Below are 21,172 nucleotides of genomic sequence, written 5' to 3'. Positions count from 1 at the left end.
CCACATTCTCACTGGGGGAATGGGCGGTCTGGCCGGCGCCTACAGCGGCGGTCTTTTCAACACCACAGAAACATAGGAGGCGGAATGCGCTTAGGTCGTATTTCCAAAGCGGTAGGCGTCGCGGCAGCTGCCGCGCTAGCTCTCAGCGCCTGCGCCGGCAACAGCGGCGGGACCACCCCGTCCAGCGCTACTGCCGGCAAACAGGGTGGCTCAGCCACGGTGGTCGAGGTGAACGCGTTCAACACGTTCAACCCGAACACCGCCGACGGCAACACGGACATCAACTCGAAGATCAGTTATGCCACCCACTCGGGTTTCTACTACATCGACAACCAGCTGAACGTTGTACGCAACGAGAAATTCGGCAAGATGGAAAAGACTTCCGATGACCCGCTAACGATCAAGTACACCGTCAACGAGGGCGTGAAGTGGTCCGACGGCACACCCGTGACGGCGGCCGACCTCCTGCTGCAGTGGGCGGCTTTTTCCGGCTACTACGATGATGCCGACTCCGAGGCCAAGACGGGCACGCAGTACTTCTCCTACGCCGGTGACCCCACCGGCCTCAAGCTCACCGACTTCCCGGAGCTCGGTGACGACAACCGCTCCATGACCATCAAGTACTCCAAGCCCTTCGCTGACTGGGAAACCGTTCTTGGCGGACCGGGCATCGACATTGCGGCGCATGTGCTGGCCAAGAAGGCTGGCCTGAGCGACGCTAAGGCGCTCGTGGACTACCTGAAGGAAAAGCCCAAGGGCGATCCCAAGGCTCCGAAGCCGGCCGATGAGAAGTTGAAGGCCATGGCTGACCTCTGGAACACCGGCTTCGACACGAAGACCCTGCCGTCCGATCCCAGCCTTTTCCTTTCCAACGGTCCGTACATCGTCAAAAGCGTCACCCAGGACCAGTCGCTGACCATGGTCCGAAACAAGGATTACAACTGGGGCCCCGAATCCAGCCTGGACGAAATCACGGTCCGCTACATCGGCTCAGCTCCGGCACAGGTGCAGGCCCTCAAGAACGGCGAAGCTGACATTATTGCGCCGCAGGCCTCGGCTGACACCATCGAGCAGCTCAAGGCCCTGGAAAGCCAGGGCGTCACCGTGGAACAGGGAAACCAGCTCTCTTACGACCACATCGACCTGAACTACTCGGGCCCGCTGGCCGAGAAGAGCGTCCGGGAAGCGTTCATGAAAACTGTCCCGCGCAAGGACATCGTTGACAAGATCGTGAAGAAGCTCGATCCGCAGGCCAAGCCGCTGGACTCGCAGCTGTTCGTCCCGGCGCAGGCTGCCTATGCGGATTCCGTCAAGAACAACGGCTCCTCCGCCTACCAGGACGTGGACATCGACGGCGCCAAGGCGCTCCTCGCGGGCAAGACGCCCGAGATCCGCATCATGTACAACAAAGACAACCCCAACCGTGTGGACGCATTCTCGCTGATCCGCGAGTCGGCCACCAAGGCCGGCTTCAAGATCGTCGACGGCGGCCTGGGCAAGTCCGACTGGGGCAAGGCCCTCGGTGACGGCAGCTACGACGCCACCATCTTCGGCTGGACCAACCCGGGTGTGGGCGTTTCCGGTGTACCGCAGATCTTCCGCAGCGGCAACGGATCCAATTTCAACCAGTTCAGCGATCCCGATGCCGACAAGCTGATGGATGAACTGATCGTGACCACGGACCGCGCAAAGCAGGATGACCTCAGCAAGGAAATCGACAAGAAGATCTGGGATTCCGCCTACGGCCTTCCGCTCTTCCAGTCCGTGGGCGTGGACGCTTACAGCGACCGCATCACGGGTGTTAAGTTCATGCCGAACCAGACCGGTGTCTGGTGGAACTTCTGGGAGTGGGCCGAGAAGTAGAGCCCCCGCTCAGCAAGTGATTGAGCAGGTGAAGGCGCCGGGACAACAGCAGCACCGTCCCGGCGCCTTTGCCGGCACCACCGGCATTCTCCCGGCCTTCCGCCCCCCTCATTCGGAAAGCCGGCCTGATTCTGCGATGGGTCCGGCGAGATTCCGGGCCCGGATATCGAGGCTTTCCACCATGGTGACGTACATCGTCCGGCGGCTCATCACAGCCGCACTCATACTTCTCGGCGCATCATTCCTCGTCTACCTCCTGACAGCGTCGTCAGGGGATCCCCTGGAGGAATTCCGCGCCAGCAGCGCGCCCAACAAGCAACAACTCATGGATGCCCGCAGCGCACTCCTTGATCTCGACACGCCGGCTCCGCTCCGGTACTTCAAATGGCTGGGCGGAGCGGCGCAGTGCCTGGTTCCCTTCGGCTCGTCGTGCGACCTGGGTAAGAACATCGCCGGACAGCCGATCACCGAAGCCCTCGGGTTCGCGCTGGTCCAGACCCTGACCCTCGTCACGGGCGCCACCATCCTTGCCATCCTGATCGGCATAGCCCTCGGCATCATTACCGCGCTGCGCCAGTACAGCGCGCTGGACTACGGCGTGACGTTCATGGCGTTCCTATTCTTCTCCCTGCCCATCTTTTGGGTTGCCGTGCTGCTGAAGGAATACGGTGCCATCGGCTTCAACGACTTCCTCCGAAATCCCGAAATACCGCTGCCCGTCGCGTTGGGCATCGGCGTCGTCGCCGGCCTGATCGTGGCCGTGGCGGTGGGCGGGGCGGCCCGGCGCAGGTTCGTTTCGGGTGGCATCGTTTTTGTGGCAGTCAGCCTTGTGCTCGTCTACTTCTCCGTCGTCCAGTGGTTCCGGAATCCCGGTCTCGGCCCCGTTGTTATTGCCATCGCCGGTGTCGGCCTGGCCTTTGCCGTGACGCTTTTGGTGGCCGGCCTCAAGAACCGGAAGGCCCTGCAGGCGTCACTCATTGTGGTTGCCCTTGGTGTGGTCGCATACTTTGCTGTGCAGCCGCTTCTCAACCAGGCCACGGCTGTCATGGTCGTCCTCCTGGGCCTGGCGACCATCGGCGTTGGCGTGGGAACGGGCTACCTCGTGGGCGGCTACGACCGCGGCCAGTCGATGCGCGCAGCCGGAATAACGGCCTTCCTAGTGGGCGGGCTCGTTGTGTTGGACCGCTTTATGCAGGCATGGCCCGGTTACTTCAGCAACAGCAGGGTCCGGGGCCGTCCCATCGCCACGATCGGTGCAGGCACGCCCAACATCCAAGGTGATTTTTGGATCCTTACCCTGGACACCTTTACGCACCTGATTCTGCCGACCATGGCCCTGATCCTGGTATCGCTCGCCAGCTACACGCGGTTTACCCGCTCCTCCATGCTCGAAATCATGAACATGGACTACATCAGGACGGCCCGCGCCAAAGGCCTGTCCGAGAGATCGGTGGTGATGGGGCACGCGTTCCGCAACGCGCTGATTCCCATTGCAACAATCGTGGCCTTCGATATCGGGGCCCTGATCGGTGGTGCCGTCATTACTGAGACCGTGTTCTCCGTCCGAGGCATGGGCTTCCTGTTCCTGGACGGCATTATGCACATCGATCCGAACCCTGTGATGGGTGTATTCGTCTGCGTCGCGGTTACGGCGATGGTATTCAACCTGATAGCGGACCTCGCGTACTCCGCACTCGATCCCCGCGTAAGGATTAAGGCATGAGCCAGCCAACCCAGCAGGAAGAATTCCTGGCCGAACACTCACACTCCAGGCAGCCGGGTTCGTCCTTGGAACCCGACGCGAAGGGGTTAAGTCAGGGGCAGATTGTCCGCAAGCGTTTCCTCGGCCACAGCGGCGCCATCGTGGGCCTGGTCATTTTCGCCGTCATCTTCATCCTCGCCTTTACTTCCGTGGGCTGGGCAGGAATTCCGGGCTGGTGGAAGTACAACCACGTTGACGTTTCACCGCTCGTTAACGACGGCGTCCCTACGGCGTCCCTTTGGCCGCCGGCCTGGGGAGACCACCCGTTCGGGCAGGACCGGATCGGCCGGGACCTCTTTGCCATGACCATGCGCGGCGCCCAGCAGTCCATCATCATCATGTTGCTCATCGGGACCATCGCAGGCCTGCTCGGCACCGTGGTGGGCGGATTGTCCGGCTACTTCCGCGGCTGGGTGGAAGCCGTCCTGATGCGCATCACGGACGTCATCATCATCATTCCGGTGCTGCTGCTGGCCGCAGTGGTTGCCCAGAGCGTTAACCGCAGGGACCAGGGCGGCTGGTTTTCGGGCTTCGCGGCCAGCAACGGCATCCTGATACTGGGAATCTTCCTAGGGCTCGTCAGCTGGGTCGGCCTTGCACGCCTGATGCGCGGGGAATTCCTGACACTACGGGAACGGGAGTTTGTTGATGCTGCACGCATCTCCGGCGCCAGCAACGCGAGAATCATCTTCAAGCACATCCTGCCCAACGCCATCGGCGTCCTGATCGTGAACGTGACACTCACAATGTCCGCCGCCATCCTGCTGGAAACCGCCCTGAGCTACCTCGGCGTGGGTGTGAAATCCCCGGACACCTCGCTGGGGCTCCTCATCTCGCAAAACCAGGAAGCGTTCGCCACCCGGCCATGGCTGTTCTGGTTCCCTGGCATCTTTATTGTCCTGATCTGCCTGAGCATCAACTTCATCGGCGACGGGCTCCGGGACGCATTCGATCCAAGGCAGAAGAAGTTCAACGCCAAGAAGGCCAGGGACACTCAGCAGTCCGGGGAACCGGCCAAGGTGCCGGCTGCCGCAGCCGACAGGTCTGCGGGCGACTGAATGCGGCCTGTCCGGGCATCCGCCCTAAGGAACTGCAACGGCCCAGTAACTGGCGGCCAGCAGCACGGCGGTGGCTGCAACCGCCGGCCAGCGGAACGTCACCCTGACGGCCGTCGTTTCGGCATTTCCTGCGTCCAGGGAGCCAGCTTCGACCAGCTGTTCCCAGCGTCCGCGGACCAGCCGGGCCGCCTGGCCGGAATCAGTGGTTTTCAGGTCACCGGGGCGCACGGACTTTCCCGGCCCGTACGTGGCGGAAGGCAGTCCCTTGAGATCCTCAGGACGGGCGTTCCGGCCGCCCCAGATGCCCGGCGCCGGTGCAGCCCAGGAAACGTAGCTCCCGGCCGGCGTGACCAGCGTCAAGGCGTACCGGGTATCAACATTGACCAAGGCAGCCCAGGGGACGTTAACGGAGCGGAACGGATTCTCCAAGGTGATGCCGGCGTCGTGAACCACCACCGAAGGCATCCAGAACAGCAGCCAGCCGAGAAAGCCGATCAGCAGCAGCGGGCCTGCCCCCACGAGGGCGGCCGGGCCTCCGGCCGCCGCAGTGACGACGAGGCCGAGCGCTGCGACCAGCCAGGAGAGCCACGCGAACCATCTGTTCGTAGGGGCTTTGAAGACTTCAACATTTCCGGCGTGCGGCACACTGCTCATGCCCCTAATAATTCAGGATTCCAGGCCGCAGCACTAATCTCCTGTGCAGTGGCGGCCTGGGCGGAAGGGAACCCGTCATGACTGACAACATCACCCCCCACCAGGACGCCGCCCCCGGGCAGGAACCCGCCAAGGGCGCTGTTGTACTCGAGGTCCGCGACCTCAGCGTGGACTTTGGAGTGGACAAGAAATGGGTGCCCGCGGCCATCGGCCTGAACTATGAGGTCAGGGCCGGCGAAGTCCTGGCCATCGTGGGGGAGTCCGGTTCGGGCAAGAGCGCCAGTTCCATGGCCCTCCTGGGCCTCCTGCCCAGTAACAGCCGGGTATCCGGCAGCGTCCGCCTCTCAGGGAAAGAGCTCCTCGGTGCCAGCGCGGCCAACATCCGGGAAGTCCGCGGCAAGGACGTGGCCGTGATCTTCCAGGAGCCCATGACCGCACTCAACCCGGTTTACACGGTCGGGGCGCAGATCGTGGAGACAGTGCGGCTGCATAACGAAGTTTCACCCGAACAGGCCAAGGAACGCGCCCTGCGGATGCTGGAACTGGTGGAACTACCGGACCCGGAGAAGGCGTTCAAGTCCTACCCGCACCAGCTGTCGGGCGGCCAGCGGCAACGGGCCATGATTGCGCAGTCGCTGTCCTGCGACCCCAAGCTGTTGATTGCCGACGAGCCCACCACGGCCTTGGATGTCACTGTCCAGGCCGAGATCCTGGACCTCATGCGCAATCTGCGGAACAAGCTGGACAGCGCCATTGTGCTGATCACCCACGACATGGGCGTGGTGGCGGACCTCGCCGACCGGATCGCCGTCATGCGGCGGGGCCTGATTGTCGAAACCGGAACGGCCGAGCAGGTCTTCCGGAACCCCCGGCACGAATACACGCAGGCATTGCTGGCGGCGGTGCCGCACCTTGGCCAGGGCGGAGCGGAGCACGGCGAAGAAGTCGACGTTACCGCCGCGCTGGCAGCCGCCACCCACGCCGAGCTGGAATCGGTGGAGCATGACGAACTGGTTCGGCGCGAGCGGGAGAACGCTGCGGCGCTGGCTGCTGCGGCCGCGGAACGGCCCCAGGGCGAGCCGGTCCTCGAACTGACTGATGTGGCCATCGAATACCCCAAACAGGGCCGCGTGCCTGCCTTCAGGGCCGTGGAGGGAGCAAACCTCGTGATCTACCCGGGCCAGGTGGTGGGACTCGTAGGCGAATCGGGCTCCGGCAAGACCACCATCGGCCGCGCGGCCGTGGGGTTGCTTCCCGTCGCAGCAGGCACAATGCGGGTGGTGGGCCAGGACATTTCAGCCGCCAAGAAGAACGGCAAGCAGCTGCACCATGTCCGGCGGCACATCGGCATGGTTTTCCAGGACCCGTCGTCGTCGTTGAATCCGCGCCTTCCGATCGGCGAGAGCATCGGCGAACCCATGTTCCTTGCCGGGGAGGCCAAGGGAAGCGGGCTGCAGAAGCGGATCGAGGCGCTCCTTGACCAGGTCGAGCTGCCCAGGAGCTACCGCAACCGGTATCCGCATGAGCTGTCCGGCGGTCAGAAGCAGCGCGTGGGCATCGCCCGGGCACTGTCGCTCAAGCCGAAGCTGATGGTTGCGGACGAACCGACGTCGGCACTTGACGTGTCGGTGCAGGCAAAAGTACTTGAACTGTTCCAGAACCTCCAGAAAGACCTCGGCTTCGCCTGCCTCTTCGTGACGCACGACCTGGCGGTGGTCGACGTGCTGGCCGACCGCATCTGCGTGATGCAGCGGGGCAGAATCGTTGAGCAGGGCACTCGGGACCAAATTCTGCGGAATCCGCAGGAACCCTACACGCAGCGCCTGCTCGCCGCGGTGCCCCTGCCGGACCCCGAAAAACAGCGTGAGCGACGGGAGCTGCGGGCACAGCTGCTGGCAAGTGGAGTGGAGTAAGATCCGTCACATCAGGTGTAGGCTACCACTGAGTAACGTGTGACTTGAAATACGCCGGTGTTGACGCTAGTGGTCAAATTGTGACCGGGTTACAGTTTGGCAACAGAGTTCCAACATCTGGACATTTTGGGGTTAGGCTACTCACTTATGTATGCCACGTCACAGGACACCTCTGTGCCCGGCCTGCGGGGAAGCACAAGACTTTCCCTTCTCACTCCCACAACTCATAGGAGGCGGAATGCGTTTTTCGCGCACTTCCAAAGCACTGGGCATGGTTGCCATCGCGGCCCTTGCCCTGACCGGATGCGGTGCCGGAGGCGGCTCCACGAACGGTGGCAGCAGCCAGGCTGCCGGCGATCCCAACAAGGTCATCACGGCGTACAGCAATGAGCCGCAGAAGCCCCTGATGCCCGCCGATACCGGCGAAGTCTACGGTGGCCGCGTCGTCGAGCTTCTGTTCGAAGGCCTGCGGAGCTACGACCCGAGCGGCAAGTCCGTCGACGCCCTGGCCGAGTCCATTGAGTCCCCGGACGGCCAGAACTACACCATCAAGGTCAAGTCCGGCAGCAAGTTCACCAACGGCGAGGAAGTCACCGCCAAGAGCTTCGTTGACGCCTGGAACTTTGCCGCTTTGAGCACCAACGCCCAGAGCAACAGCAGCTTCTTCGAATCCATCGAAGGCTATGACGCGGTCAGCGCCACCAAGACGGAGAAGGGTGCGGACGGCAAGGACACCGACGTTCCGGCCCCCACCGCACAGACCCTCTCAGGCCTGGCCCTGAAGGACGATTCCACCATCACGGTCAAGCTGACCCAGCCTGAAGCAGACTGGCCGCTGCGCCTTGGCTACTCCGCCTTCATGCCGCTGCCTGCTGACGCCATCAAGGACCCGAAGAAGTTCGGCGAGAACCCTGTGGGCAACGGCCCGTACAAGATGGCCAAGGAAGGTGCCTGGCAGCACGACAGCCAGATCGAACTGGTCAAGAACGCTGACTACCAGGGTGCACGTGCTGCCAAGAACGGCGGCGTGACCTTCAAGTTCTACACCGATCCGGCTCCGGCTTACACCGACATCCAGGGCAACAACCTCGATGTCACGGACGTCCTGCCGACGGACGCCCTCAAGACCTACGCCACGGACTTCCCTGAGAACCACCTCAACAAGCCGTACGCAGGCAACTCCACCCTGAACATCCCGGGCTACCTGCCCGAGTTCCAGGGCGAAGCAGGCAAGCTCCGCCGCCAGGCGCTGTCCATGGCCATCAACCGCGAAGAGATCACCAAGGTCATCTTCTCCGGCACCCGTATCCCGGCCAAGGACTTCACCTCACCGGCTGTTGACGGCTACAACGAAAATGTTGCCGGCTCCGAGGTCCTGAAGTTCGACGCCGCCAAGGCGAAGGACCTGTGGACGAAGGCTGACGCCATCAGCCCGTGGCCCGCTGACAAGACCCTGCAGCTCGCCTACAACACCGACGGCGGTAACAAGGAATGGATCGACGCCGTTGCCAACAACTTCAAGAACAACCTGGGAATCAAGGCCGAAGGCCAGCCGTTCGCCAAGTTCGCTGAAATCCTGAAGCTGCGCACCGCCAAGGACCTTCCGGGCCTGACCCGCGCCGGCTGGCAGGCTGACTACCCGTCGCTGTACAACTTCCTCGGCCCGCTCCTGAAGACCGGTGCCAGCGCCAACTACGAGGGCTACACGAACCCCGAGTTCGACAAGCTCCTCACCGAAGGCCTTGGCGCCAAGTCCACGGACGACGCCAACAAGAAGTTCACGGAAGCACAGGAGATCCTCTTCGAGGAACTCCCCAACCTGCCGCTGTGGTACTCCGCACGCCAGGCCGTCTGGAGCCAGAACGTCAGCAACGTTGACGCTGGCTGGAACGGTGTTCTGCAGTACTGGGCCATCACCGCCAAGTAGTTCGCAGAACAAATCCACGTCAAAAAGCTAATGGGGGTTCGGCCACAAAGCCGGGCCCCCATAGCCTTGGAACCGGCACGAAAGCTGTCCTAAATGATCCCCCTTAGCCCCACAAACGCTCAGGAGACGCTGCTGTGATCCAGTACATCCTCCGGCGCCTGCTGCAGATCATTCCGGTGTTCATCGGAACCACCCTGCTCGTCTACTTCATGGTTTTCGCCCTCCCCGGTGACCCGATCCGGGCACTGTTCGGCGACCGACCGCCCAGCGAAGCCGTCATCGCGCAGCTCCGCCAGCAGTACAATCTCGACCAGCCGTTCTGGGTGCAGTATGGGCTCTTCCTCAAGAACCTGTTCACCTTCAACCTCGGCGTCGACTTCACCGGCCAGCCCATTGCGGCGTCCCTCGGCCGGATCTTCCCGGTCACCGTCATGCTGGCCGTCGAAGCCCTCATCATCCAGACTGTCTTTGGCGTGACCTTCGGCCTTATTGCCGGACTGCGCAAGGGGAAATTCTTCGACGCCACCGTGCTCGTCGCGTCCCTAGTGGTCATCGCCATCCCCACGTTCGTACTCGGCTTCGTCCTCCAGCTGCTGATCGGTGTGCAGCTCGGCTGGGCCAAGCCCACCGTTGGAGCCAACGCGGACTGGGGCAACCTGATCCTGCCGGCCACCGTACTGGGCCTGGTTTCCTTCGCCTACGTCCTGCGGCTGACGCGCGCGTCGGTGGTCGAGAACATGAACGCCGACTATGTGCGCACCGCCACCGCCAAGGGCCTTTCGCGGCCGCGCGTCGTGGTCACGCACATCCTGCGCAACTCCATGATTCCGGTCATCACCTACCTGGGCGCCAGCCTCGGCGGCCTGATGGGCGGTGCCATCGTCACCGAGAGCATCTTCAATGTCCCGGGAGTTGGCCAGAAGCTGTTCCAGGCCGTTATCCGCAGCGAAGGCCCCACCGTCGTCGCGATTGTCAGCGTCCTGGTGCTTGTCTTCGTTATTGCCAACCTGTTGGTCGATTTGCTGTACGCCTGGCTTGATCCGAGGATCCGTTATGAAAACTAATCGCGAAATCGAGCACTTTGTTGCCCCCGTGGAGGAGACCCCCCTGCTGGCAACGGACTCGCTCAAAGCAGACCAGGCTCCGCTGAGCCTCTGGGCCGACGCATGGCGCAAGCTCCGCCGTCGCCCGCTGTTCATCATTTCCGCCGTGATGATCGCGCTGATCATCATTGTGGCGCTCTTTCCGGGCCTCTTCACCCAGGTGGCACCGAACGACAACTGCCAGCTGGCGAACTCCGACGGCGCCCCCGGGGCAGGGCATCCGCTCGGTTACACCTTCCAGGGCTGCGACGTGTACTCCCGCATCATCCATGGCACCCAGGCGTCGCTGATGGTGGGCGTCTTCTCTGTGATCTGCGTCCTCCTCATCGGTGTCACCCTCGGCGCTATCGCGGGTTTCTATGGCGGCTGGCTCGACGCCGTAATCGCCCGGCTCGGCGACATCTTCTTTGCCATTCCGCTGATTCTGGGCGCCCTGGTGGTCTCGCAGCTTCCGTTCATGCGCGATAACCGCGGCGTCTGGACCGTGGTGATGATCCTGGTGGTCCTCAGCTGGCCGCAGATGGCCCGCATTACGCGCGGCGCGGTCATTGAAGTGCGTAATGCCGACTTCGTCACGGCGGCCCGCTCACTGGGCGTCTCACGCTTTGGTTCGCTCGTCCGGCACGTGCTGCCGAATGCACTCGCGCCGATCATCGTCCTGGCCACCATGGAACTCGGTGTCTTCATCGTGGCGGAAGCCACGCTGTCCTTCATCGGCATCGGCCTGCCGGGAAGCATCATGTCCTGGGGTAACGACATCGCCTCCGCCAGGTCTTCAGTCCGGACCAACCCGGCCATCCTGCTGTATCCGGCCGTCGCGCTGTCCATCACCGTCCTGAGCTTCATCATGCTCGGCGACGCACTGCGCGACGCCCTCGATCCGAAAAGCCGTCAACGATGAACGAGGCAATCATGACAACTTCCGACGTCAGAATCAGTGAGGCGGGCCAGGCGGACACGCCGCTGCTGGAAATCCGCGACCTCGCCATTTCCTTCAAGACCGGGTCCGGTGAGGTACAGGCCGTCCGGAACGCCCACCTGACCATCATGTCGGGCGAAACCGTCGCGATTGTGGGGGAGTCCGGCTCCGGGAAGTCGACGACAGCGCTGGCCGCCATCGGGTTGCTTCCCGGCAACGGCAGGGTTTCCGGCGGGCAGATCCTGCTCGACGGCGAAGACATTTCCCATGCCTCGGAAAAGCGCATGATCGAGCTGCGCGGCAACACGATCGGCATGGTCCCGCAGGACCCGATGTCCAACCTCAACCCGGTCTGGAAGATCGGCTACCAGGTCAAGGAAACGCTGCGGGCCAACGGGCGTCCCAGCGGACCCGCCGACGTTGCGAAGGTTCTCGCCGAGGCGGGCCTTCCCGACGCCGAACGCCGCGCAAAGCAGTACCCGCACGAATTCTCCGGCGGCATGCGCCAGCGTGCGCTGATCGCCATCGGCCTGTCCTGCCAGCCGCGGCTGCTCATCGCTGACGAGCCCACGTCCGCGCTGGACGTCACCGTGCAGCGGCAGATCCTGGATCACCTCGAAAAAATGACCTCCGAGCTGGGTACGGCGGTGCTCCTCATCACGCACGACCTGGGCCTGGCCGCCGAACGCGCGGACAAGGTGGTGGTGATGTACCGGGGCAACGTGGTGGAAGCCGGTCCGTCCCTCGAACTGCTGCAGAACCCGCAGCACCCGTACACGCAGCGCCTGGTGGCCTCGGCGCCGTCGCTGGCCTCTCGGCGCATCCAGGTGGCCAAGGAACTCGGCGTCGAAACGGACGAGCTGCTCGCTCCCGCCGAGGCGGTCGTCGTCGAGCCGACCATGACCGAAGACGTGCTCCAGATCCAGAACCTCCGCAAGGTCTTCAAACTGCGCTCCGGCTTCGGGAAGTCCACCGACTTCGCCGCCGTCGACGACGTTTCCTTCAGCGTCAAGCGCGGGACGACGACGGCGATCGTGGGGGAGTCGGGTTCCGGCAAGTCCACCGTGGCCCAGATGGTGCTGAACCTCCTGCAGCCGACGTCCGGAAAGATCGTGTTCGACGGCGTGGATACCTCCACGCTGAACAGCAAGCAGATCTTTGCGTTCCGCCGCCGCGTGCAGCCGATCTTCCAGGATCCCTACGGCTCCCTTGACCCGATGTACAACATCTTCCGGACCATCGAGGAGCCGCTGCGTACCCACAAGATCGGGGACAAAGCCAGCCGCGAGAAGAAGGTCCGCGAGCTCCTGGACCAGGTGGCACTGCCACAGTCCACCATGCAGCGTTATCCTAACGAACTGTCCGGCGGGCAGCGGCAGCGTGTTGCCATCGCACGTGCCTTGGCACTCGACCCGGAAGTGATCATCTGCGACGAGGCGGTTTCCGCCCTCGACGTCCTGGTCCAGGCACAGGTGCTGAACCTGCTTGCCGAGCTGCAGTCCAGGCTGGGCCTGACCTACCTGTTCATCACCCACGACCTTGCCGTGGTCCGGCAGATCGCGGACCACGTGTGCGTGATGGAGAAGGGCAAGCTGGTTGAGACCGGTTCCACGGACGATGTGTTCGACGCTCCGCAGCAGGACTACACGAAGGCGTTGCTCCACGCCATCCCGGGTGCGCGGCTGATGCTGCCGCCGGAAGTTGCCTGAGCAAAACCCGAGCAAATGTTCCCTGAGTAGGGTGCATCACGAAAGGAGCCGGTATCCGCCCTCGGGGCGGATACCGGCTCCTTTTTGTGCTGAATTGTCCGGGTGCCGATGCGACTCTGTGCAGAAGGGTCGGCTCAGGAGGGTGAGGCTCCGCTCACCCGACCGGCAATGCCGAGGTGGCCGGGACAGCGGGCGCCTCAAGTCCCAGTTCCTTCAGCCTTGCGGCCAGGATGGTCCCCAGCGCCTTGTGGCCCACACTGTTCATGTGCACAGCGTCGGCCAGTTCTTTGGCTAGATCGAACCTGGTCAGCCAGTCACCAACGCTGACGAAAGGGATGGCATGTTTGGCTGCCACCGTGCCGAGCAATGCGTCCACCTGTGACCGCCGCCCGCCGCCGTAGTTGATTCCGCGGGCCAGGGTGCCGATCATGGCAAACTTGGACCCAGGGTAGCGTTGTTTGAGCGAGGAGATCAGGCGTTCGGCATTGGTCACGATCTGGGCATCAGTGGCTCCGCGGGCAGCATCGTTTCCGCCGCCTTGGATGACCACCAGCCCGGGCGACCCGTAGGGAAGCTGCCAGTCGCCGCGCTGCAGCGCGTCAATGTAGTTTCCGGTCTTGCCATTGCCCACAACAAAGCCGGTGCCGCCGCGGCCGCAGAAGAAGACGTTATAGCCCATGGCAGCCAGGCCCTGGCGGGGCCAGCCGGCTTCGGGCTCGGACTGGGAGTCCCCGATCAGGACTGCAGTGCGCTTGATGTTGGCGACGATGACTTCGTTGCGGCCGTTTGCGGGGTTCAGGTAGACCGACCCGGGTGCCATCGATGCCGGATCGGATTCCGGGGCAAGCCGGGCCTTCCCCGGCGAGCCGGCGGCGACCGGTTCGCCCGGTGCTGCAGCCACCGGCGCGGCCGCCGATTTCCGCGGAACGGACTGGCCGGATGCAGATGCCGACGGCTGCGATGCTGCCGCACTGGCGGCCGGTGCGGCAGATTCCGGGGCCGCATTCGGGGTCTGTGTTGCCTGCCCGCAGCCGGCCATCAGAACGCCGGCGGCGATCATAGGTGCGACGAAGCGGGTCAGGGCTGAAGCGTTTCGCATCTAGGGTCTCCGGGCTTTGCGTGCTGTTACCTCCGTAATGATGGGGCATCGCAACAGGAATATCCAGTAACTTAGGCCACTATTCGTCCCATTCAGATGACGATCCAGTAACGGGGTCTGGAGGACCCTATTTTGGGGTTTTTAGGCCAATAAATGACCTAGCGCTTAGAATGGTAGAAGGTGCCCTGTGCCAAAGGGTCTCATCCGTCGTGCGTTCCGGTTGGAAATGTCGCGATACCACAGCTGACTTCACCACTGAATCGAGCAATAACGCATGTCTGAAACCACCACCAACACCGCGGTAGCCACTGCATCGCGCAGTGACCTGCGCAACGTCGCGATCGTGGCCCACGTTGACCACGGCAAGACCACGCTGGTCGACGCCATGCTCAAGCAGACCAACTCCTTTGCCGAGCACAACCACCTCGAAGACCGCGTCATGGACTCCGGTGACCTTGAACGCGAAAAGGGCATCACCATCCTGGCCAAGAACACCACCGTGGCCTACAACGGACCGTCCTCGCAGGGCGAGACCATCACGATCAACGTGATCGACACCCCGGGCCACGCCGACTTCGGCGGCGAGGTGGAGCGCGGCCTGTCCATGGTTGACGGCGTTGTGCTCCTCGTCGATGCTTCCGAGGGCCCCCTGCCCCAGACCCGTTTCGTGCTTCGCAAGGCCCTTGCCGCGCACCTGCCGGTGATCCTGCTGGTCAACAAGACCGACCGCCCCGACGCACGGATCGACGAAGTCGTCCACGAGTCCATGGACCTGCTCCTGGGCCTGGCCTCCGACCTCGCCGACGAAGTTCCGGACCTAGACCTGGACAAGATCCTCGAAGTCCCCGTCGTCTACGCCGCCGCCAAGGTTGGCCGCGCCTCCCTTGAGCAGCCGGCTGACGGCACCGCTCCGGAGAACGAGGACCTTGAGCCGCTGTTCAAGACCATCATCGAGCACATCCCGGCACCGACGTACAACCCGAACGGTGTCCTCCAGGCACACGTCACCAACCTGGATGCCTCCCCGTTCCTGGGCCGCCTGGCTCTGCTGCGCATCTACAACGGCACCCTGCGCAAGGGCCAGACCGTTGCCTGGGCACGTGCCAACGGCGAGCTGAAGAACGTCAAGATCACCGAACTGCTGGCCACCAAGGCCCTCGACCGCGTGCCGGCCGAGTCCGCTGGTCCGGGCGAGATTGTGGCCGTCGCCGGCATTGAGGACATCACCATCGGTGAGACCCTGACCGACGCCGACAACCCGCAGCCGCTGCCGCTGATCACCGTGGACGATCCCGCGATCTCCATGACCATCGGTATCAACACCTCGCCGCTCGCCGGCAAGGTCAAGGGCGCCAAGGTCACCGCACGCCAGGTGAAGGACCGCCTCGACAAGGAACTGATCGGTAACGTCTCCATCAAGGTCCTCCCCACCGAGCGTCCCGACGCCTGGGAAGTCCAGGGCCGTGGCGAACTGGCCCTGGCCATCCTCGTCGAGCAGATGCGTCGCGAAGGCTTCGAGCTGACGGTCGGCAAGCCCCAGGTGGTCACCAAGACCATCGACGGCAAGATCCACGAGCCGATGGAGCACATGACCATCGACGTGCCGGAAGAATACCTCGGTGCCGTCACGCAGCTCATGGCAGCCCGCAAGGGCCGCATGACCAACATGGCCAACCACGGCACCGGCTGGTGCCGCATGGAGTTCATCGTTCCGGCCCGCGGCCTGATCGGTTTCCGCACCAAGTTCCTCACGGACACCCGCGGCGCCGGTATCGCTGCCTCCATCTCCGAGGGCTACGAGCCCTGGGCCGGCCCGATCGAATACCGCACCAACGGTTCGATGATCGCCGACCGCGCCGGTGTTGTGACGCCCTTCGCCATGATCAACCTGCAGGAACGCGGCTCCTTCTTCGTGAAGCCCACGTCCGAGGTCTACGAGGGCATGATCGTGGGCGAGAACTCCCGCGCCGACGACATGGACGTCAACATCACCAAGGAAAAGAAGCTCACCAACATGCGTGCCGCTTCCTCCGACACCTTCGAGAACCTGACGCCCCCGCGCGACCTGACCCTCGAAGAGTCCCTCGAATTCGCCCGCGAAGACGAGTGCGTCGAGGTTACCCCGGAGTCCATCCGGATCCGCAAGGTCATCCTGGACACCAACGAGCGCGCCAAGGCCAACCGCGCCCGCGCCAAGGTCTGATCCGGGCACGTTCCGGTTATCACCTTCGTGAACAATAGAGCTGCCGGCATGGCAGGCGGCATCGCCGCCGCCGTGCCGGCAGCTCTTTTTGTTGCCGCGGCCGGTACGGCACTGCACCGCCAGCAGTTGCTGCTTTCCGGCGTCGTCCTTCCCTGGGGTGCAGTGGCAGCGCTGGTGCTTCTCGGCTCGGTCCAACTGCTCCTCGGGGCGGCCTTCCGGTCGGTGATCCCGACGGCGGCCTGCGGCGTGCTGTGCTACGTCCTGGCCGGCCTGTGGTCGACGCTGGAGCCCGGCAAGCGGCTGATCGCGGGGGACTTTCCCGGGTACACGTGGATCTACGGCATCGCCGGCGTAACCGTGCTGATGCTCGTCTGGTGCCGGCGCTACCGGACGCTGAGGCCGCCGGCCTGACGACGCGCGTGCTGGAGGCTAAGGTGCCGTGCGCGGGGCACGCCGTGCCGGCGCCGGTGGCACCGCTTTCGCTGCCACCACCAGGGCCAAAGGGATTACGACGTCGGTCCGCCGGGTGCGGACGGTGCATTCAGCGGCGTTGATTCCCACCAGATCGCCCAGAGCATCCGTCATGCCCTCCGGGATCTTGTAACGGACCACCACCCTTGTGCCCAGCGGCGCGCCTTCCAGGAACTGCCGGGGAGCGGGGATCTGCGGATTCACCACTCCATCCTAGGACCCCGCGCTAGTATGACGCGGGCAATGTATGACGCGCCGCTAGGTTCGCGGGAACAGCCTGATAGATAATAGGCTCAGAAGTCAGCAGTTCGGCGTTCAGGCCGGAAATGATCACCGGCGGAATGCCGGAAACCAACGTGGAGAGGCAAGGGACGTGACGTACGTAATCGCGCAGCCGTGTGTAGATGTCAAGGACAAGGCATGTATTGAAGAATGCCCCGTCGATTGCATCTACGAGGGTGAGCGGTCCCTCTACATCCACCCCGATGAGTGTGTCGACTGCGGTGCCTGCGAACCTGTCTGCCCCGTCGAGGCCATTTACTACGAGGATGACACCCCGGACGAGTGGGCCGACTACTACAAGGCCAACGTTGAGTTCTTTGACGACCTCGGCTCGCCCGGCGGCGCTGCAAAGGTCGGCAATACCCACACCGACCACCCGATGATTGCTGCCCTGCCGCCGCAGAACCAGGATCACTGAGGCGCTTGGCGTGACATCCGCAGTACGCAGCTTCGGCCTTAGCCTGCCCGATTACCCGTGGGAGGCCATGGCACCATATCTTGCCAAGGCTGCGGAGCACCCGGGCGGGGTGGTCAATCTTTCCATCGGCACCCCGGTGGACCCCACGCCGGCCCTGATTCAGGAGGCGCTCCAGGACGCCGCCGACGCACCCGGGTACCCCACGGTGCACGGCACGCCGGCGCTCCGCACCGCTATTGCAGACTGGTTCGCCCGCCGCCGCGGCGTCCCCGGGCTGGATCCCCAAGATGTGATGCCAACCGTCGGGTCCAAGGAGCTGGTGGCATGGCTGCCGTTCCTTTTGGGACTGAAGCCGGGCGACGTCGTCGTCCGTCCTACGGTTGCCTACCCCACCTACGACATCGGGGCGACCTTCGCCGGCGCCGAACAGATCGCCGCTGACGACCTCGACGAACTGGATGACGAGACACGACAGCGCGTCCGGCTCGTCTGGGTAAATTCGCCGGCCAACCCCACCGGAAGCGTCCGTGACGCGGCGTCATTGAAGCGGATCGTCGACCAGGCCCGCGGGCTCGGCGCCGTGGTGGCTTCCGACGAATGCTACGCGGAACTTGGCTGGGGGGAGTGGGACGTCCAGCGCGGCGGTAGCCCGGTGCCCAGTATTCTGGACCCGCATGTAGCCGGCGGCTCGCATGACGGCCTGCTGGCGGTTTACTCGTTGAGCAAGCAGTCGAACCTCGCGGGATACCGTGCGGCGTTCGTGGCCGGGGACCCGGTGATTATGGCCAACCTGGTCAACAGCCGCAAGCACGCCGGCATGATCGTGCCGTACCCGGTGCAGGAAGCCATGCGGGTGGCCCTGGGCGACGACGCCCACGTTCAAGCGCAGAAGGACCTTTACCGCGGCCGGCGGGAACGGCTAGTGCCGGCGCTCGAGGCGTTCGGGCTGACCATCCACGAATCGCAGGCGGGGCTGTACCTGTGGTGCAGCGCCGGCGAAGCCACCTGGGACACCGTGGGCAGGCTGGCCGGGCTGGGGATCGTGGTTGGCCCCGGCGTGTTCTACGGGGATGCCGGCAACGGGTTCGTTCGCGTTGCGCTGACGGCCGCGGATGAGCGGATCGACACGGCAGTAGCCAGGCTGAGCGCCGGCTCGTAGCCGCCACGAACCCGCCACGGGTCCGTAACAATGATGTGACACGCAACACAACGGGGGCCTTTTTGGGGCATTTCGGCACTATCGGATTAGTGTCACCTTGCCTTGGAGCGGTACTTTTTAACTGACTATCAATGGTGGCTTTCTACAAGAAGGCAGCCCGGCCGTTGGAAACCCTGCCACGCAGGCTCCTCGGGCGGCTCCACCGGATGTTGGATCAAGCTTTCTACAGAGAGGCCCTGACGCCTCATGAGGAGACTCCATGACTGAGACCACCAGCGCAACCCTGCGCCATGCGGGCGGCGAACTCGAACTCCCGCGCATCAAGGTTGTAGAAGGAAACGAAGGCTATGACGTTTCCAAACTGCTGAAGCAGACAGGCGCCGTTGCCTTTGACCCGGGGTTCATGAACACTGCGGCCACCACTTCGGCGATCACCTACATCGACGGCGACGCCGGCATCCTGCGCTACCGTGGTTACCCGATCGAGCAACTCGCCCAGCACTCGAGCTTCCTTGAAGTTTCCTACCTGCTCATCTACGGCAACCTGCCGAACGCCACCGAGCTGGAAGCCTTTGACCAGCGGATCCGCCACCACACCCTGCTGCACGAAGAGCTCAAAGGCTTCTTCAGCGGCTTCCCGCGGGACGCCCACCCGATGCCCGTGCTGTCCTCGGCCGTGTCCGCGCTCTCCACGTTCTACCAGGACTCGCTGGACCCGTTCAACGCTGAGCAGGTGGAGGTCTCCACGTACCGGCTCCTGGCCAAGATGCCGGTCATCGCCGCCTACGCCCTGAAGAAGAGCATCGGCCAGCCGATGCTCTACCCGGACAACTCCCACAACCTCGTGGAGAACTTCCTGCGCCTGAGCTTCGGCCTTCCGGCCGAGCAGTACGAGGTTGACCCGATAGTCGCCAAGGCACTGGACCTGCTCCTCATCCTGCACGCCGACCACGAGCAGAACTGCTCGACCTCCACGGTCCGGCTTGTCGGCTCGTCCAACGCCAACCTCTTCGCCTCCGTTTCGGCAGGCATCAACGCCCTCTTTGGCCCCGCCCACGGCGGCGCCAACGAGGCCGTGCTGAAGATGCTCCGCCAGATCCAGGCCGACGGCACCAAGCCTGAGGACTACATGGAGAAGGTCAAGAACAAGGAAGACGGCGTCCGCCTCATGGGCTTCGGACACCGCGTCTACAAGAACTACGATCCGCGGGCCAGGATCGTCAAGGACACCGCACACGAGATCCTCACCAAGCTCGGCGGCAACGACGAACTCCTGGAGATCGCCCTGCGCCTCGAAGAGAAGGCGCTGAGTGATGACTACTTCATCCAGCGCAAGCTCTACCCGAACGTGGACTTCTACACCGGCCTGATTTACAAGGCCATGGGCTTCCCGGAAAAGATGTTCACGGTGCTGTTCGCCATCGGCCGCCTGCCGGGCTGGATTGCCCAGTGGCGCGAAATGATCAGCGACCCAAACACCAAGATCGGCCGTCCGCGCCAGCTCTACACAGGTGAGCCGGAGCGCAACTACCCGGCCAGCTAGCCGCTGGACAAAGAACGACGCCGGCTACGCACCTCAGGTGCGTAGCCGGCGTCGTTTTTTTGGCACCGGCCTAGGAGTTGTAGCCCAGCGGGTTGTTCTTCTGCCAGCGCCAGTGGTCCTCGCACATCTGGTCCACGGTCTTGGTGGTGGACCAGCTCAGGTCGGCCAAGGCGGAGGTGGCATCGGCCCAGAAAGCGGGGAGATCGCCCGCCCGGCGGCCGGTGATCTCGTAGGGAAGGTCATGGCCCACGGCCTTTTCGAAAGAACGCAGTACCTCCAGCACCGACGATCCCTTTCCGGAGCCAAGGTTCCAACGGAACACGCCTGTGCGGTCAGCCACGTGGTTCAGCGCTGCAACGTGGCCTTCGGCAAGGTCCACGACGTGGATGTAGTCACGCAGGCACGTGCCGTCGGGGGTGTCGTAGTCGCCGCCGAACACCATCAGTTTTTCGCGTCGGCCCACGGCGACCTGGGCTATGAACGGCACCAGGTTGTTGGGGATGCCCTGGGGGTCTTCGCCGATCCGGCCGGACGGGTGTGCTCCCACCGGGTTGAAGTAGCGCAGGAGCGCGATGTGCCACCGGCTGTCCGCGGCACCGAGGTCCGACAGGATGTCCTCGATCTGTTCCTTGGTCCGGCCATACGGGTTGTTGGCGCCGATTTCCATCTTTTCGACGTACGGAATGGGGTTGTGCTCGCCATACACCGTGGCTGAGGAGCTGAACACGAGGGAACGGACGTCGTACCGGTCCATCACCCGGATCAGGTTCAGTGTGCCCACCAGGTTGTTGTAGTAGTACTTCAGCGGCTCCCGGACGGATTCTCCCACCGCTTTGAGGCCGGCGAAGTGGATCACGGCGTCGATCCGGTCCCGGGCGAAGACGGCATCGACAGCCGGCTCGTCCACGAGGTCGACGTTGTGGAACACCGCTTCCTTGCCGCTGAGCTCGGCTACGCGGCGCAGCGACTCCTCGCTTGAATTGACCAGGTTGTCGATGACCACCACCTCATGGCCGGCTTCCTGAAGGGACAGAACTGTGTGCGACCCGATGTAGCCGGTGCCGCCCGTAACCAGAATTCTCATGGGCT

General features: G+C 63.6%; 17 protein-coding genes. 13 read left to right on the top strand and 4 right to left on the bottom strand.

The features are described from left to right. Positions 1-84: 84 nt before the first annotated feature. The 3 genes from ACSQ1X_RS14380 (at position 85) to ACSQ1X_RS14370 (ending at position 4,683) form a co-directional block, all read left to right on the top strand. Positions 85-1,863, top strand: a complete 1,779-nt coding sequence (locus ACSQ1X_RS14380; protein WP_436058143.1) for an ABC transporter family substrate-binding protein — start codon at positions 85-87, stop codon at positions 1,861-1,863. A gap of 181 nt (positions 1,864-2,044) precedes the next feature. Beyond that, a complete protein-coding gene (locus tag ACSQ1X_RS14375; protein WP_436058142.1) occupies positions 2,045-3,586 on the top strand; it encodes an ABC transporter permease in 1,542 nt (513 codons plus the stop codon). Beyond that, positions 3,583-4,683: an ABC transporter permease gene (locus tag ACSQ1X_RS14370; RefSeq protein WP_436058141.1), complete on the top strand. Its 1,101-nt coding sequence runs from the start codon at positions 3,583-3,585 to the stop codon at positions 4,681-4,683. The genes ACSQ1X_RS14375 and ACSQ1X_RS14370 overlap by 4 nt, the downstream gene beginning before the upstream one ends. A gap of 24 nt (positions 4,684-4,707) precedes the next feature. Here ACSQ1X_RS14370 and ACSQ1X_RS14365 read toward each other — a convergent pair whose 3' ends face one another. Next, complete coding sequence (locus tag ACSQ1X_RS14365) at positions 4,708-5,337, bottom strand: PH domain-containing protein (protein ID WP_436058140.1); 630 nt, start codon at positions 5,335-5,337, stop codon at positions 4,708-4,710. 77 nt (positions 5,338-5,414) lie between these two features. Between ACSQ1X_RS14365 and ACSQ1X_RS14360 the strand changes: the two genes are divergently transcribed. The 5 genes from ACSQ1X_RS14360 to ACSQ1X_RS14340 all read left to right on the top strand — a co-directional run bounded on the left by ACSQ1X_RS14360 (position 5,415) and on the right by ACSQ1X_RS14340 (position 12,908). Continuing rightward, the gene (locus ACSQ1X_RS14360) at positions 5,415-7,250 is read left to right on the top strand and encodes an ABC transporter ATP-binding protein (RefSeq protein ID WP_436058139.1); all 1,836 of its coding nucleotides are present in this window, start codon (positions 5,415-5,417) and stop codon (positions 7,248-7,250) included. A gap of 238 nt (positions 7,251-7,488) precedes the next feature. Continuing rightward, positions 7,489-9,177, top strand: coding sequence for a peptide ABC transporter substrate-binding protein (locus tag ACSQ1X_RS14355; RefSeq protein ID WP_055796751.1), 1,689 nt, complete (start codon positions 7,489-7,491; stop codon positions 9,175-9,177). 134 nt (positions 9,178-9,311) lie between these two features. After that, complete coding sequence (locus ACSQ1X_RS14350) at positions 9,312-10,241, top strand: ABC transporter permease (RefSeq protein ID WP_028269452.1); 930 nt, start codon at positions 9,312-9,314, stop codon at positions 10,239-10,241. Further along, positions 10,231-11,181, top strand: a complete 951-nt coding sequence (locus ACSQ1X_RS14345; protein WP_055796748.1) for an ABC transporter permease — start codon at positions 10,231-10,233, stop codon at positions 11,179-11,181. The genes ACSQ1X_RS14350 and ACSQ1X_RS14345 overlap by 11 nt, the downstream gene beginning before the upstream one ends. A gap of 11 nt (positions 11,182-11,192) precedes the next feature. Further along, positions 11,193-12,908 carry an ABC transporter ATP-binding protein gene (locus tag ACSQ1X_RS14340; protein ID WP_436058138.1) on the top strand — a complete coding sequence of 572 codons (1,716 nt, stop codon included), beginning with the start codon at positions 11,193-11,195 and terminating at the stop codon, positions 12,906-12,908. A 154-nt stretch (positions 12,909-13,062) separates the two neighbouring features. Here ACSQ1X_RS14340 and ACSQ1X_RS14335 read toward each other — a convergent pair whose 3' ends face one another. Then, positions 13,063-14,007 carry an SGNH/GDSL hydrolase family protein gene (locus ACSQ1X_RS14335; protein ID WP_436058137.1) on the bottom strand — a complete coding sequence of 315 codons (945 nt, stop codon included), beginning with the start codon at positions 14,005-14,007 and terminating at the stop codon, positions 13,063-13,065. Positions 14,008-14,281: 274 nt separating this feature from the next. Here ACSQ1X_RS14335 and typA point away from each other — a divergent pair, with 274 nt between their 5' ends. Beyond that, complete coding sequence (gene typA / locus ACSQ1X_RS14330) at positions 14,282-16,210, top strand: translational GTPase TypA (protein WP_055796742.1); 1,929 nt, start codon at positions 14,282-14,284, stop codon at positions 16,208-16,210. A gap of 48 nt (positions 16,211-16,258) precedes the next feature. Next, entirely contained in the window at positions 16,259-16,621 is a 363-nt protein-coding gene (locus ACSQ1X_RS14325) for a hypothetical protein (protein WP_436058136.1), read from the top strand. 18 nt (positions 16,622-16,639) lie between these two features. Here ACSQ1X_RS14325 and ACSQ1X_RS14320 read toward each other — a convergent pair whose 3' ends face one another. Further along, positions 16,640-16,885 carry a putative acetyltransferase gene (locus ACSQ1X_RS14320; protein WP_436058135.1) on the bottom strand — a complete coding sequence of 82 codons (246 nt, stop codon included), beginning with the start codon at positions 16,883-16,885 and terminating at the stop codon, positions 16,640-16,642. A gap of 169 nt (positions 16,886-17,054) precedes the next feature. On the opposite strand from ACSQ1X_RS14320, the gene fdxA reads away from it, so the two are divergent. From fdxA to ACSQ1X_RS14305, 3 genes are all read left to right on the top strand, one after another. Next, the gene (gene fdxA, locus ACSQ1X_RS14315; RefSeq protein WP_055796733.1) at positions 17,055-17,381 is read left to right on the top strand and encodes a ferredoxin; all 327 of its coding nucleotides are present in this window, start codon (positions 17,055-17,057) and stop codon (positions 17,379-17,381) included. A 10-nt stretch (positions 17,382-17,391) separates the two neighbouring features. Next, entirely contained in the window at positions 17,392-18,540 is a 1,149-nt protein-coding gene (dapC, locus tag ACSQ1X_RS14310; RefSeq protein WP_436058134.1) for a succinyldiaminopimelate transaminase, read from the top strand. A 259-nt stretch (positions 18,541-18,799) separates the two neighbouring features. Further along, complete coding sequence (locus ACSQ1X_RS14305; RefSeq protein WP_436058133.1) at positions 18,800-20,083, top strand: citrate synthase; 1,284 nt, start codon at positions 18,800-18,802, stop codon at positions 20,081-20,083. Between the two features lie 70 nt (positions 20,084-20,153). Here ACSQ1X_RS14305 and galE read toward each other — a convergent pair whose 3' ends face one another. Continuing rightward, complete coding sequence (gene galE, locus ACSQ1X_RS14300; protein WP_055796729.1) at positions 20,154-21,167, bottom strand: UDP-glucose 4-epimerase GalE; 1,014 nt, start codon at positions 21,165-21,167, stop codon at positions 20,154-20,156. Positions 21,168-21,172 lie beyond the last annotated feature (5 nt).

The sequence above is a fragment of the Arthrobacter sp. LjRoot78 genome (genome assembly GCF_964254335.1).
GTDB lineage: Bacteria > Actinomycetota > Actinomycetes > Actinomycetales > Micrococcaceae > Arthrobacter.
The sequence above is the reverse complement of the archived record's forward strand: the minus strand, read 5'-3'. Positions and strand labels throughout refer to the sequence as shown.